The organism is Klebsiella sp. GG_Kp175 (genome assembly GCF_040062325.1).
In the GTDB taxonomy this organism is placed as follows: domain Bacteria; phylum Pseudomonadota; class Gammaproteobacteria; order Enterobacterales; family Enterobacteriaceae; genus Klebsiella; species Klebsiella quasipneumoniae.
The window spans coordinates 150,241-162,780 of sequence record NZ_JBEAFX010000001.1 but is presented as its reverse complement, the minus strand read 5'-3'; the positions used below and the strand labels follow the sequence as shown (position 1 = coordinate 162,780).

The following is a 12,540-nucleotide window of genomic DNA, read 5'->3' as shown; positions in this document are numbered from 1 at the left end:
CATGTCACAATTATGTTACTGCGTAGTTAAAAAATAAGATCCAGATTAAAATCACAGTATTTTACGCTTCCCGCCAGGCTTTCTTTCCGTATACTCGGCTATGCAAACATCTATTTACATCCTGACATAAACGTAACAAATAATACGTGGCTGGGATGGCTTGCTACATCACTGGAAGGAATGAATTATGACAACACGCACTCCCCCATCAGGGTGGCTCTCCCGCCTGGCGCAAGGCAGCCTGGTGAAACAAATTTTAATGGGCCTGGTGCTTGGCGTGCTGCTGGCGCTGGTCTCTAAGCCAGCGGCTATCGCCGTCGGCCTGCTGGGGACCCTGTTCGTCGGCGCGTTAAAGGCGGTAGCGCCGGTGCTGGTATTGATGCTCGTCATGGCCTCGATCGCCAACCATCAGCACGGACAAAAAACCAGTATTCGCCCTATTCTGTTTCTCTATCTGCTGGGCACCTTTAGCGCGGCGCTGACTGCGGTGTTGTTCAGTTTTCTCTTTCCGTCGACTCTGCACTTAACCACCGCCGCCGACAGCATCACGCCGCCGTCGGGGATTGTTGAGGTGCTGCGTAGTCTGCTGATGAGCATGGTGTCCAACCCGGTCGACGCCCTGCTGAACGCCAACTATATCGGTATTCTGGTGTGGGCGGTGGGGCTTGGCTTCGCCCTGCGCCATGGTAACGACACCACGAAAAACCTGATCAACGATATCTCCCACGCGGTGACCTTTATCGTTAAAGTGGTGATCCGCTTTGCGCCGCTGGGGATCTTCGGCCTGGTCTCTTCCACCCTGGCGACCACCGGTTTTGAAACGCTGTGGGGCTACGCCCAGCTGCTGCTGGTACTGGTGGGCTGTATGCTGCTGGTGGCGCTGGTGATTAACCCGCTGCTGGTGTTCTGGAAGATTCGCCGTAACCCCTATCCGCTGGTGCTGACCTGCCTGCGCGAAAGCGGCGTCTACGCGTTTTTCACCCGCAGCTCCGCCGCCAATATTCCGGTGAATATGGCGCTATGCGAGAAGCTGAACCTGGATCGCGATACCTATTCGGTCTCCATTCCGCTGGGGGCGACCATCAATATGGCGGGCGCGGCAATCACGATTACCGTGCTGACGCTGGCGGCGGTCCATACGCTGAACATTCCGGTGGATCTGCCGACGGCGCTGTTGCTGAGCGTGGTCGCTTCGCTGTGCGCCTGCGGCGCCTCCGGCGTGGCGGGCGGTTCGCTGCTGCTGATCCCGCTGGCCTGTAATATGTTTGGTATTCCGAACGATGTGGCGATGCAGGTGGTTGCCGTCGGCTTTATCATCGGCGTGCTGCAGGATTCCTGCGAAACCGCGCTGAACTCCTCCACCGACGCCCTGTTTACCGCCGCCGCCTGCATGGCGGAAGACGACCAGCTGGCGAAAAACGCCCTGCGCAGTTAATGCCTTTCCCCTCCGCTACCGCGCGGAGGGGCTCTCTTCCTGCACCGCGTTTTCAACCCTGAACGGATCGATACCCCGCTTTTGCATCCGGCGGAAGCGAATGATATTCAGGCCGTTGACGATCAGGAAACTGCCTTCAATCAGCGTCCCGCCAATCGAACCCAGCCACAGGTTATGCGTCACCCAGCAGGCGGTGGAGCACCACATCACGCAGCGGACGGTCAGCCCTTTACAGCGAAACAGCGCCCAGGTGCTGGCGACAGTGCCAATAATCGGCAGCAGCTCCATAGCATGCTGCAGCTTGCCAAGGCCGAGGATCAGCGTCAGCAGGATAAAGATCGTCATCACCCACAGGCTGCGGGTGCGCAGGGAAATAACCGTGCGGAGCGCATTAAGCCCGGCGCTCATCCCGGCAGGCGCGGCGCCCATCAGGAAGAAATGGACGCCGATAACGCCGCTATAGACCGCCAGCTGAAGCCTGAAGCGACGTTCGTCGCGGTTGATAAAGGTGGTAATGCCGATAAGAAAGGCGATAACGCCGACGCCCTGAGCCAGCCAATACGCGGTCATGAAAGCTCCCTGAGAGAAAAAACAAACGGCGCTTCACAGGCTGAAACGCCGCTGCTGCTTACCCGATGACGCTGCGCTATCAGGCCAATGCGCGATCAACGCCGCCCGGGCGCCAATATGAATGCGCCTTTACAGGGTAACACCGCTTTTAAAGATGGCCAGCTCGCGGAAGTCATTCTGCTCATTACAGGTCGGTTTGCCGTTGGCGAAAGCCACAATGGTATCCACGAACTCCTCCAGCAGCTGTGGCATCGCTTTGCCGTGGATCAGCTGTCCGGCATCGAAGTCGATCCAGTGCTTTTTCTTTGCCGCCAGCTCGCTGTTGGTGGCGATCTTCACCGTCGGCACAAAGCCGCCGTACGGCGTGCCGCGGCCGGTACTGAACAGCACCATATGGCAGCCGGCGCCGGCCAGCGCGCTGGTGGCGACGGCATCATTGCCTGGCGCGCTCAGCAAGTTCAGACCATGAACCTTCAGACGTTCGCCGTAGCGCAGGACATCCACGACCTGGCTGGAGCCCGCTTTCTGGGTACAGCCCAGCGACTTATCCTCGAGGGTGGTGATCCCCCCGGCCTTGTTGCCCGGAGAGGGGTTTTCGTAAATAGGCTGGTCGTGCGCGATAAAGTACTGCTTAAAGTCATTGACCATAGTCACCAGCTTGTCGAAGGTCGCTTCGTCGCGGCAGTGGCTCATCAGCAGCTGTTCAGCGCCGAACATCTCCGGCACTTCGGTCAGCACGGTGGTGCCGCCGTTGGCGATCACGTAGTCTGAGAAGCGCCCCAGCATCGGGTTGGCGGTAATACCGGACAGGCCGTCAGACCCGCCGCACTCGAGGCCAAACTTCAGCTCGCTCAGCTTACCCGGCTGACGTTTATCCTGACGCATCACGTCATACAGCTGGTGGAGATGCGCCACTCCCGCCTCCACTTCATCGTCCTGATGCTGACAAACCATAAAGTGCACGCGCTGCGGATCATACTCGCCCAGCGTTTCGCGAAAGGCCTCCACCTGGTTGTTTTCACAGCCAAGGCCCACCACCAGCACCGCCCCGGCGTTCGGATGGCGAACCATATTCTGCAGCATGGTGCGGGTATTGAGGTGATCGTCCCCGAGCTGCGAGCAGCCATAGGTATGGCTGAAGAGATGCACTCCATCGATGTCCTCAGCGCCGTTTGCCTCTTTCAGAAAACGGTTCTGCATCTGGCGGGCCATGGCGTTGACGCAGCCGACGGTCGGCAGGATCCACAGCTCATTGCGCACGCCGACGTCGCCATTGGCGCGACGATAAATCTGCACGTCGCGATCCGCTGGCTGCGGCGGTTGGGCAACCTGCTCCGGTTGATAGCGATACGCGTCAAGGTCGCTGAGATTGGTGCGCGTATTGTGCGCATGGACATGCTCGCCCGGCGCGATATCCGCCAGCGCATGGCCAATCGGCAGCCCATACTTAACGACGTTTTCCCCTTTCGCGATAGCGCGCAGTGCAAACTTGTGTCCGCGAACGATATCCTGACCGAGGGTGACCGGGTCATTGTCGATCGTCACCACGCTACCGGCCGTCATATCCGCCAGCGCGACCGCGACGTTATCCTGCGAATGGATTTTGATGTATTGCATATCAACCGACCTCTGGTCTTAGTTCAGTTCAATGGCGAAATAGTCACGCGCATTGTTAAAGCAAATGTTTTTCACCATCTCGCCCAGCAGCGCGATATCCGCAGGCGCTTCGCCGGCGGTCACCCAACGGCCGATCATCTGGCACAGAATGCGGCGGAAGTATTCGTGGCGCGTGTAGGAGAGGAAGCTGCGGCTGTCGGTCAGCATCCCGACAAAGCGACTCAGCAGGCCGAGCTGCGCCAGCTGGGTCATCTGCCGCTCCATGCCGTCTTTCTGATCGTTGAACCACCAGCCGGAGCCGAACTGCATCTTGCCCGGCATCCCTTCGCCCTGGAAGTTACCGATCATGGTGCCCAGCACTTCGTTATCGCGCGGGTTCAGGCAGTAGAGAATGGTTTTCGGCAGCAGGTTCTCTTCGTTCTGCTTGCTCAGCAGCTTAGACAGCTCTTCAGCCATTGGACGATCGTTGATCGAGTCAAAGCCCACGTCCGGGCCTAACAATTTGAACTGACGCAGGTTGTTATTGCGCAGCGCGCCGATGTGGTACTGCTGCACCCAGCCGCGACGAGCATACTCTGCGCCGAGGAACACCAGCACCGCGGTTTTGAACTGCGCCACTTCGCGTTCGCTAAGGGTTTCGCCAGCCAGGCGACGCGCCAGAATGGCGTCCAGCTCGGCGTCGGTCGCTTCCGCAAACAGCACTACGTCCAGGGCGTGGTCGGAGACTTTGCAACCGTGAGCGGCAAAGTGGTCCAGACGTTTGGTCAGCGCGCTTTGCAGGTCCGCAAAACGGCGAATATCGGTGTCGGACACTTCACCCAGCTTAGCCATATAGTCATTGAAGGTCGCCTGCTCGATGTTGAACGCTTTATCCGGACGCCAGCTCGGCAACACCTTGATATCAAATGAAGTGTCTTTGGCGACAACCGCATGGTGTTCCAGGGAATCAATCGGATCGTCGGTGGTGCCGACCATCTTCACGTTCATCTGCTTCATGATCCCGCGGGCGGAGAAGGCGTCCTGCGCCAGTAACGCATTGCACTGTTCCCAGATCTCATCGGCGGTGGAAGGTGACAGCAGCTTACCTGTAATACCAAATGGGCGACGCAGCTCTAAATGGGTCCAGTGGTATAACGGGTTGCCAATTGTGTGAGGCACGGTGGCTGCCCAGGCGTCAAATTTCTCGCGATCGGAGGCATCCCCGGTACACAGACGCTCCGGCACGCCGTTAGTGCGCATCGCGCGCCATTTGTAGTGATCGCCTTTCAGCCAGATGTCATACAGATTTTTGAAACGATAATTTTCGGCAACCTGCTGCGGCGGAAGGTGGCAATGGTAGTCGAAAATAGGCTGATCTTTCGCGTAATCGTGGTACAGGCGGCGGGCAAATTCGCTATCGAGTAGAAAATCTTCGGTCATAAACGGTGTCATTCGTGTGTCCTCTTCGCTCCGGAACAGGAGCCTTTCAGATGATTGACTACAATGCTGACAAAGTTATCACACCAATTTCCACAGACCGAACTGTTTTTCGTGAGTTAGATCAATAAACGCTGATAAAAAAAATCGCCTCTCCACGGCAAACGTCTCGCCAGGGCGCGCCGTATCTGGCTTTCCTCGCCAGTCATAAAGACCACACTAACTTTCCCACTTTTGTGACAGCACTCAACTTTTAAAGTTGTATGACAAGTTATCTTTCTGCCGTCGCAACATATAAACCGACGGAATGCTTTACCGGTGTTGATGGCATCGGCTTATACGGAATGGATACCGACTTTTTACATAACAACTGATGGTAAGGTTCGGGCCAGAGGGGACCGCCCTCCTGAACCCTCCGTTTCGCTTTCCCGACCGCGTATCGCCGTCAGGAGAGGCCGCACCTGGTGCGGAGAAATTACAGACGATGAGGTTTACATGCGTAAAATTAAAGGGTTACGTTGGTACATGATCGCACTGGTGACGCTGGGCACCGTGCTGGGCTACCTGACCCGTAACACCGTGGCGGCGGCCGCGCCGACGCTGATGGAAGAGTTACACATCTCGACCCAACAGTACTCCTATATCATTGCAGCCTATTCCGCTGCCTATACCGTCATGCAGCCTGTCGCAGGCTATGTCCTTGATATTCTGGGGACTAAAGTCGGCTATGCCTTCTTCGCTATCGCCTGGGCGATATTCTGTGGCTCGACCGCCCTCGCCGGCAGCTGGGGTGGCCTGGCGCTGGCCCGCGGCGCGGTGGGCGCGGCGGAAGCAGCGATGATCCCCGCCGGGCTGAAAGCCAGCTCCGAATGGTTCCCGGCGAAAGAGCGCTCTATCGCAGTGGGCTACTTCAACGTGGGTTCCTCTATCGGCGCCATGATCGCGCCGCCGCTGGTGGTGTGGGCGATTGTCATGCACAGCTGGCAGATGGCGTTCATTATCTCCGGGGTGCTGAGCTTCGCCTGGGCCATCGCCTGGCTGATCTTCTACAAACACCCGCGCGATCAGAAGAAATTATCTGACGAAGAACGCGACTACATCATTGGCGGCCAGGAGTCTCAACACCAGACCAATAACGCGAAGAAAATGTCGCCGTGGCAGATCCTGCGCAACCGTCAGTTCTGGGGTATCGCCCTGCCGCGTTTTCTCGCCGAGCCGGCCTGGGGTACCTTTAACGCCTGGATCCCGCTGTTCATGTTTAAGGTTTACGGCTTTAACCTGAAAGAGATCGCCATGTTCGCCTGGATGCCGATGCTGTTCGCCGACCTCGGCTGCATCGTCGGTGGATACCTGCCGCCGCTGTTCCAGCGCTGGTTCGGCGTCAATCTGATCGTGTCGCGTAAAATGGTGGTCACCATGGGCGCCCTGCTGATGATTGGCCCGGGGATGATCGGCCTGTTCACCAGCCCGTACGTGGCGATTGCCCTGCTGTGCATCGGCGGGTTCGCTCACCAGGCGCTGTCCGGGGCGTTGATTACCCTCTCTTCCGACGTCTTTGGCCGTAACGAAGTCGCTACCGCCAACGGTCTGACCGGGATGGCCGCCTGGCTGGCGAGCACCATGTTCGCCCTGGTCGTCGGCGCGCTGGCAGACACCATCGGCTTCAGCCCGCTGTTTGCCGTACTGGCGGTCTTTGACCTGCTGGGCGCGCTGGTCATCTGGACGGTGCTGAAAAACAAACCGGCTGACGATGACACGCCGCCGCTTAGCAGCCGCAAACCGGCCACCCAGAGTTAGAGACGCTTATGCTGAGGTGATCGCCTGCCAAGCCGCCTTCTCAGGCGGCTTTTTCATCCCTGCCAGTGGTGGAAATCGCGTAAAAGTGGTATAACAAATCGAATATTGTCGCCATCTTGCGGGAGCGAATATGGAAATCATTGAACCACGCCGTCTTTATCAGCAGCTTGCCGCTGAGCTGAAGACGCGCATCGAACAAGGTGTCTACCTTGTAGGGGATAAGCTGCCCGCCGAGCGCTTTATCGCCGATGAAAAAAACGTTAGCCGCACCGTGGTTCGTGAAGCCATTATCATGCTGGAAGTGGAAGGGTATGTCGAAGTCCGCAAAGGGTCGGGCATTCACGTTATCTCCAACCATCCGAAATACCAGCAAGTGGCCGATGAAAGCCTTGAGTTCGCCAACTATGGCCCCTTTGAGCTGCTGCAGGCGCGGCAGCTTATTGAAAGCAATATCGCCGAATTCGCGGCCACTCAGGTGACCAAGCAGGACATCATGAAGCTGATGGAGATTCAGGAGAAAGCGCGCAACGAGAAGTGTTTCCGCGACTCCGAGTGGGATCTGCAGTTTCACGTCCAGGTGGCGCTGGCCACGCAGAATAGCGCCCTGGCGGCGATCGTGGAAAAAATGTGGACCCAGCGCGTGCATAACCCGTACTGGAAAAAGCTGCATGAGCATATCGACCTGCGCACCGTCGATAACTGGTGCGACGACCACGATCAGATCCTGAAGGCTCTGCTGCGAAAAGATCCGAACGCCGCCAAACTGGCGATGTGGCAGCATCTGGAAAATACCAAGCAAATGCTGTTTAACGAAACCAGCGACGACTTTGAATTTAATGCCGATCGCTACTTATTTGCCGAAAACCCGGTGGTTCATCTCGATACGGCGGCCAACGGCGCGAAATAAGCCTTTATCCCCCCGGCGCGCGGCCCCTGCGCGCCTGTTCCCCAGGCAGGCTGAGGTAAGCAAAACATATATAGTGTCAGCCTGTGTAAATCCTCTCGCCTCACATCGCCGCAATCAGCAAAATCAACGAGCAACACCTTGCAATTTCTCTGACGGAAAGTCAGGCGATTTGTTACAATTAGATGCATTTTGCCGTTCTGGGAGTAGGTATTGACTTACTTCAGTTTTATACAGGGAAGCGTTCAGAGCGCCGAAGCAGCGACCATAATCTCATAAAAATCTTGTCGCCCTACATGCCACGCGCTCAGACGTGCCGTTAACCGATGTACCAGGAATCGTGAATGGAACTATTAACCCAGTTATTGAATGCCTTGTGGGCTCAGGATTACGAAACGCTCGCGAATCCCTCCATGATTGGCATGCTGTATTTTGTCTTGTTTATGATTTTGTTCCTTGAGAACGGGTTACTGCCTGCCGCGTTTTTGCCGGGGGACAGCCTGCTTGTGCTCGTGGGCGTGCTGATCGCCAAAGGGGCGATGGGCTTTCCGGAAACGTTGCTGCTGCTCACCGCCGCCGCCAGCCTCGGCTGCTGGCTGAGCTATATCCAGGGGCGGTGGCTAGGCAACACACGGATCGTGCAAAACTGGCTGTCGCATCTGCCCTCTCACTATCATCAGCGCGCGCATCACCTGTTTCATAAGCATGGCCTCTCTGCGCTGCTGATCGGCCGCTTCATCGCCTTTGTGCGCACGCTGCTGCCGACCATCGCCGGGCTTTCCGGTCTCAATAACGCCCGCTTTCAGTTCTTTAACTGGATGAGCGGCCTACTGTGGGTGCTCATCCTGACCTCGCTGGGCTATCTGCTGGGCAAAACCCCGGTTTTCCTTAAGTATGAAGATCAGCTGATGTCCTGCCTGATGCTCCTGCCGGTTGCGCTGTTGGTCTTCGGACTGATCGGCTCGCTGGTGGTGCTGTGGAAGAAAAAATACAGAAGCCGGGGCTGATGATGGTCATAAAACGCCCTTCCCTGCGCCAGCTCAGCTGGCTGCTGGGTGGCTCTCTTTTGCTCTGCTCGCTGTTCTGGCTCTGGCTGGCGGTGCAGCAGCAGGAGGCCACGCTGGCGATCCGTCCGGTTGGCCAGGGCGTCAGTATGCCGGATGGTTTCTCCGTCTGGCATCACCTCGACGCTAACGGTATCCGCTTCAAGAGCATTACGCCGCAAAAGGATGGCCTGCTGATTAAGTTTGATTCCACCGCCCAGGGCGCGGCGGCGAAAGAGGTTCTCGGTCGCGCTCTGCCACATGGTTATATTATCGCCTTGCTGGAGGACGATAACTCGCCCGCCGCCTGGTTATCCCGCCTGCGCGACGCGCCGCATCGGCTCGGGTAAACGGCCGTCAGACTGCGTTTTCAACGCAGTCTGGTGGTTTCCCGCATTTGTTACTATGCTTAAACCTGCGTGAATCAACGCATTCACGTTTACCAACGGGAACGGGTTTATCCTCCGGGTATACCCTAAGACAATGGAAGGTACTATCCATGAAACACCGCATCGCTCTGCTTCTGGCCCTGTCTTCACTTAGCGCCAGCGCCATAGCCGCCTCTCCCTGCCAGGAAAAAGAGCAGGATATTCAACGAGAGATCAGCTATGCCGAAAAGCATCACAATCAAAGTCGCATTGATGGGCTAAATACCGCGCTACGTCAGGTACGGGAGAACTGCAGCGACAGTAAACTCAAAGCCGATCATCAGCAAAAAATTGCCAAACAGCGGGAAGAGATCGCTGAACGTCAGCGCGATCTGCAGGAAGCCCGGAAGAAAGGCGATGCGGACAAAATCAACAAACGCCAGCATAAACTCAATGAAGCGCAACAGGAGTTGAAAACGCTGGAGTCTCGGGATTACTAATCACCATTAACTTTCGCAATACGGACCACGCTACAGGAGAACGACATGGCTAAAGAGAATGTGACTGACGACCTTCGTGCAGAACTGAAAACGCTGGCGGACACCCTGGAGGAAGTACTGAATTCCTCGGCGGACAAGTCGAAAGAAGAGATGGGTAAACTGCGCAGTAAAGCGGAGAGCGCGCTGAAAGAGAGCCGCGCCCGCCTGGGTGAGACCAGCGAAGCGATTCTGCGTCAAACTCGTGAGACCGCCGCGCGAGCGGATGATTATGTTCGCGAAAATCCGTGGACTGGGGTCGGGATTGGCGCCGCCGTCGGGCTGGTGCTGGGTGTCCTGCTGTCGCGTCGCTGATTATGGCGAATACACAACACACGCAGGGGCCGGGTCAGCGCGTCTTCTCCATTGGCCAGCGTATCGTTACGCTGCTGGTCGAAATGGTGGAAACAAGGCTGCGCCTGGTCGTCGTGGAGCTGGAGGAGGAGAAAGCCAACCTCTTCCAGTTGCTGATCATGACCGGACTGACGCTGCTGTTTGCCGCGTTTGGCCTCATGAGTCTGCTGGTGCTGGTTATCTGGGCCGTTGACGCTCAGTACCGCCTGCACGTCATGATCGCCACCACCGTCGTGCTGCTACTCGCCGCCGCGATTGTCGGAATCCTTACCTTACGTAAGGCGCGACGCTCCACGCTGCTGCGCCTGACGCGGAAAGAGCTGGAGAACGACCGTGCCCTTCTGGAGGAAGATAAACCATGAATGGCCGACAGGAGCGTGAACGGCAAAAGGCGCAGCTGCTGCGCCAGATCCAGCAGCAACGGCTGGAGCTGAGCGCCTGTCGCCGCCACTGGCTGGATGCGACTGCGCCCTTAGACCGAGGCTGGCATACGCTGCTCAGTTTACGTTCGTGGCTGATGGTAGGCAGCGGTCTGATGGCCGTGTGGTCCGTACGGCACCCGCATTTTTTAATGCGCTGGACCAAACGCGGACTGGGTTTATGGAGTACCTGGCGGCTGGTCCGCGGGATCCTGCGCCAGTCGACAGTCCGCTAGCCGCCCGGAGCGCGGGCGCTTTTCCCGGCGTCCCGCTCTGCCACTTCCCCGCCCGATACGCAACGCCGTTCGTAACAGCTTGCCTCCTGGCCGCCATCCGCGGTCAGCCAGTCCTCTTACCCGCCTGGCCAGGCCTATACCAGGAGCGGTAGTGATCTATCGCGTTCAGGAATCTTTCGCCCCCCTCTTGCCGATTACTCAGAAACTTTGAACTAGATCTACAGTTTTCCTTGCTAACAATTCCCTCTCCGCCTCGCTACTATCCTCTCCATCGACAGCAACACCGCGTAACTACGTGGGATTGCGCTAAAAAACAAAACCGCCGCCCTTTGGGTTTTCTGGAGTAAGAAATGAAAAAATTAGAAGATGTTGGTGTACTGGTAGCGCGCATTCTGATGCCGATTCTGTTTATCACTGCAGGATGGGGCAAAATCACCGGTTATGCGGGAACCCAGCAGTATATGGAAGCCATGGGCGTACCGGGTGCGCTGCTGCCGCTGACCATCCTCCTTGAATTCGGCGGCGGACTGGCGATTCTGTTCGGTTTCCTGACCCGGACCACCGCGCTGTTCACCGCAGGCTTTACCCTGTTGACCGCGTTCCTGTTCCACAGCAACTTTGCGGAAGGCGTGAACTCCCTGATGTTCATGAAAAACCTGACCATCGCTGGCGGTTACCTGCTGCTGGCCATTACCGGACCGGGCGCATTCAGCATCGACCGTGTACTGAATAAGAAATGGTAAGCGCACTATACTGAATGAAAAAAGCGAGGAGACCACTCCTCGCTTTTGCTATCTGAAGTCTGAAGGAGGAACAAAGATGGGACAATTAGTCGACGGCGTCTGGCAGGATACCTGGTATGACACAAAATCCACCGGTGGGCGTTTTAAGCGTTCCGTTTCCGCCTTCCGTAACTGGCTCACCGCCGATGGCGCGGCCGGCCCGAGTGGCGAAGGGGGATTTGCGGCGGAAAAAGATCGCTATCATCTGTACGTCTCTCTCGCCTGCCCGTGGGCGCATCGCACGTTAATTATGCGTAAGCTGAAAGGACTGGAGCCCTTTCTTCCTGTCTCCGTGGTCCATCCGCTGATGCTGGAAAACGGCTGGACCTTTGACGACAGCTTCCCGGAAGCCACCGGTGACAACCTTTATCAGCACGATTTTCTCTATCAGCTGTATCTGCACGCCGACCCGCACTACACCGGCCGCGTCACCGTCCCGGTACTCTGGGATAAAAAACAGCAGACCATCGTCAGCAATGAGTCGGCAGAAATCATCCGTATGTTTAATACCGCCTTCGATGGCCTGGGCGCCAGAGCCGGGGATTACTACCCGCCGGCGCTGCGGGAACAAATTGATGAGCTGAACGGCTGGATCTACGACAACGTCAATAACGGCGTGTATAAAGCCGGCTTTGCCACCAGTCAGCAGGCTTACGACGAAGCGGTGGATGCGGTGTTTACCTCACTGGAGCGGCTGGAGCAGATCCTCGGTCAGCATCGTTACCTGACGGGCAATCAGCTGACGGAAGCGGATATTCGCCTGTGGACGACGCTGGTACGCTTCGACCCGGTGTATGTGACCCATTTTAAATGCGACAAACGACGCATCAGCGATTATCTCAATCTCTACGGTTTCCTGCGCGACATCTACCAGATGCCGGGTATCGCGGAGACGGTGAGTCTTCCGCATATTCGTCACCACTATTACCGCAGCCATAAAACCATTAACCCTACCGGCATCATCTCCATTGGGCCGCAGCAGGATCTCAGCGAACCGCACGGTCGCGACCAGCGCTTCCGTTGATCCGTCGGGCGCCAGTGATGGCGCCCAATAATTCATAAA

The 12,540-nt window shown here is 57.0% G+C and carries 14 protein-coding genes; 11 read left to right on the top strand and 3 right to left on the bottom strand.

What is annotated here, in order from left to right; all coding sequences use genetic code 11:
* The first annotated feature begins 187 nt into the window (after window positions 1-187).
* The gene (sstT, locus tag ABLU73_RS00855; RefSeq protein WP_264923575.1) at window positions 188-1,435 is read left to right on the top strand and encodes a serine/threonine transporter SstT; all 1,248 of its coding nucleotides are present in this window, start codon (window positions 188-190) and stop codon (window positions 1,433-1,435) included.
* A gap of 15 nt (window positions 1,436-1,450) precedes the next feature.
* Here sstT and ABLU73_RS00850 read toward each other — a convergent pair whose 3' ends face one another.
* From ABLU73_RS00850 to uxaC, 3 genes are all read right to left on the bottom strand, one after another.
* Window positions 1,451-2,005, bottom strand: coding sequence for a YgjV family protein (locus ABLU73_RS00850; RefSeq protein WP_065882620.1), 555 nt, complete (start codon window positions 2,003-2,005; stop codon window positions 1,451-1,453).
* Between the two features lie 129 nt (window positions 2,006-2,134).
* Entirely contained in the window at window positions 2,135-3,622 is a 1,488-nt protein-coding gene (locus ABLU73_RS00845; RefSeq protein WP_004206117.1) for an altronate dehydratase family protein, read from the bottom strand.
* An 18-nt stretch (window positions 3,623-3,640) separates the two neighbouring features.
* Window positions 3,641-5,053, bottom strand: coding sequence for a glucuronate isomerase (uxaC, locus tag ABLU73_RS00840; RefSeq protein WP_004206118.1), 1,413 nt, complete (start codon window positions 5,051-5,053; stop codon window positions 3,641-3,643).
* Between the two features lie 480 nt (window positions 5,054-5,533).
* Between uxaC and ABLU73_RS00835 the strand changes: the two genes are divergently transcribed.
* The 10 genes from ABLU73_RS00835 to ABLU73_RS00790 all read left to right on the top strand — a co-directional run bounded on the left by ABLU73_RS00835 (window position 5,534) and on the right by ABLU73_RS00790 (window position 12,501).
* Window positions 5,534-6,835, top strand: coding sequence for an MFS transporter (locus ABLU73_RS00835; RefSeq protein WP_004206119.1), 1,302 nt, complete (start codon window positions 5,534-5,536; stop codon window positions 6,833-6,835).
* A gap of 130 nt (window positions 6,836-6,965) precedes the next feature.
* Window positions 6,966-7,742, top strand: coding sequence for a transcriptional regulator ExuR (exuR, locus tag ABLU73_RS00830; protein ID WP_004206120.1), 777 nt, complete (start codon window positions 6,966-6,968; stop codon window positions 7,740-7,742).
* Between the two features lie 341 nt (window positions 7,743-8,083).
* Entirely contained in the window at window positions 8,084-8,746 is a 663-nt protein-coding gene (yqjA, locus tag ABLU73_RS00825; RefSeq protein ID WP_004206121.1) for a DedA family general envelope maintenance protein YqjA, read from the top strand.
* Window positions 8,747-8,754: 8 nt separating this feature from the next.
* Window positions 8,755-9,132: an EnvZ/OmpR regulon moderator MzrA gene (gene mzrA, locus ABLU73_RS00820; RefSeq protein ID WP_348850059.1), complete on the top strand. Its 378-nt coding sequence runs from the start codon at window positions 8,755-8,757 to the stop codon at window positions 9,130-9,132.
* A 149-nt stretch (window positions 9,133-9,281) separates the two neighbouring features.
* Window positions 9,282-9,650 carry a DUF1090 domain-containing protein gene (locus tag ABLU73_RS00815; protein WP_004206124.1) on the top strand — a complete coding sequence of 123 codons (369 nt, stop codon included), beginning with the start codon at window positions 9,282-9,284 and terminating at the stop codon, window positions 9,648-9,650.
* A gap of 45 nt (window positions 9,651-9,695) precedes the next feature.
* Window positions 9,696-10,001 (top strand): YqjD family protein, encoded by a 306-nt coding sequence (locus tag ABLU73_RS00810; protein ID WP_002917916.1) that lies wholly within the window; start codon window positions 9,696-9,698, stop codon window positions 9,999-10,001.
* Between the two features lie 2 nt (window positions 10,002-10,003).
* Window positions 10,004-10,402, top strand: a complete 399-nt coding sequence (locus ABLU73_RS00805) for a phage holin family protein (RefSeq protein ID WP_004206125.1) — start codon at window positions 10,004-10,006, stop codon at window positions 10,400-10,402.
* Window positions 10,399-10,695: a YqjK-like family protein gene (locus ABLU73_RS00800; RefSeq protein WP_017900664.1), complete on the top strand. Its 297-nt coding sequence runs from the start codon at window positions 10,399-10,401 to the stop codon at window positions 10,693-10,695. The genes ABLU73_RS00805 and ABLU73_RS00800 overlap by 4 nt, the downstream gene beginning before the upstream one ends.
* 350 nt (window positions 10,696-11,045) lie before the next feature.
* Window positions 11,046-11,438 carry a DoxX family protein gene (locus tag ABLU73_RS00795; RefSeq protein WP_002917920.1) on the top strand — a complete coding sequence of 131 codons (393 nt, stop codon included), beginning with the start codon at window positions 11,046-11,048 and terminating at the stop codon, window positions 11,436-11,438.
* Between the two features lie 76 nt (window positions 11,439-11,514).
* Window positions 11,515-12,501 carry a glutathione S-transferase family protein gene (locus tag ABLU73_RS00790; RefSeq protein ID WP_064178183.1) on the top strand — a complete coding sequence of 329 codons (987 nt, stop codon included), beginning with the start codon at window positions 11,515-11,517 and terminating at the stop codon, window positions 12,499-12,501.
* Window positions 12,502-12,540: the final 39 nt, after the last annotated feature.

Coding starts and splice junctions, on each gene's coding strand:
- sstT (WP_264923575.1), top strand. CDS start 188: ATGACAACACGCACTCCCCCATCAGGGTGGCTCTCCCGCCTGGCGCAA.
- ABLU73_RS00850 (WP_065882620.1), bottom strand. CDS start 2,005: ATGACCGCGTATTGGCTGGCTCAGGGCGTCGGCGTTATCGCCTTTCTT.
- ABLU73_RS00845 (WP_004206117.1), bottom strand. CDS start 3,622: ATGCAATACATCAAAATCCATTCGCAGGATAACGTCGCGGTCGCGCTG.
- uxaC (WP_004206118.1), bottom strand. CDS start 5,053: ATGACACCGTTTATGACCGAAGATTTTCTACTCGATAGCGAATTTGCC.
- ABLU73_RS00835 (WP_004206119.1), top strand. CDS start 5,534: ATGCGTAAAATTAAAGGGTTACGTTGGTACATGATCGCACTGGTGACG.
- exuR (WP_004206120.1), top strand. CDS start 6,966: ATGGAAATCATTGAACCACGCCGTCTTTATCAGCAGCTTGCCGCTGAG.
- yqjA (WP_004206121.1), top strand. CDS start 8,084: ATGGAACTATTAACCCAGTTATTGAATGCCTTGTGGGCTCAGGATTAC.
- ABLU73_RS00815 (WP_004206124.1), top strand. CDS start 9,282: ATGAAACACCGCATCGCTCTGCTTCTGGCCCTGTCTTCACTTAGCGCC.
- ABLU73_RS00810 (WP_002917916.1), top strand. CDS start 9,696: ATGGCTAAAGAGAATGTGACTGACGACCTTCGTGCAGAACTGAAAACG.
- ABLU73_RS00805 (WP_004206125.1), top strand. CDS start 10,004: ATGGCGAATACACAACACACGCAGGGGCCGGGTCAGCGCGTCTTCTCC.
- ABLU73_RS00800 (WP_017900664.1), top strand. CDS start 10,399: ATGAATGGCCGACAGGAGCGTGAACGGCAAAAGGCGCAGCTGCTGCGC.
- ABLU73_RS00795 (WP_002917920.1), top strand. CDS start 11,046: ATGAAAAAATTAGAAGATGTTGGTGTACTGGTAGCGCGCATTCTGATG.
- ABLU73_RS00790 (WP_064178183.1), top strand. CDS start 11,515: ATGGGACAATTAGTCGACGGCGTCTGGCAGGATACCTGGTATGACACA.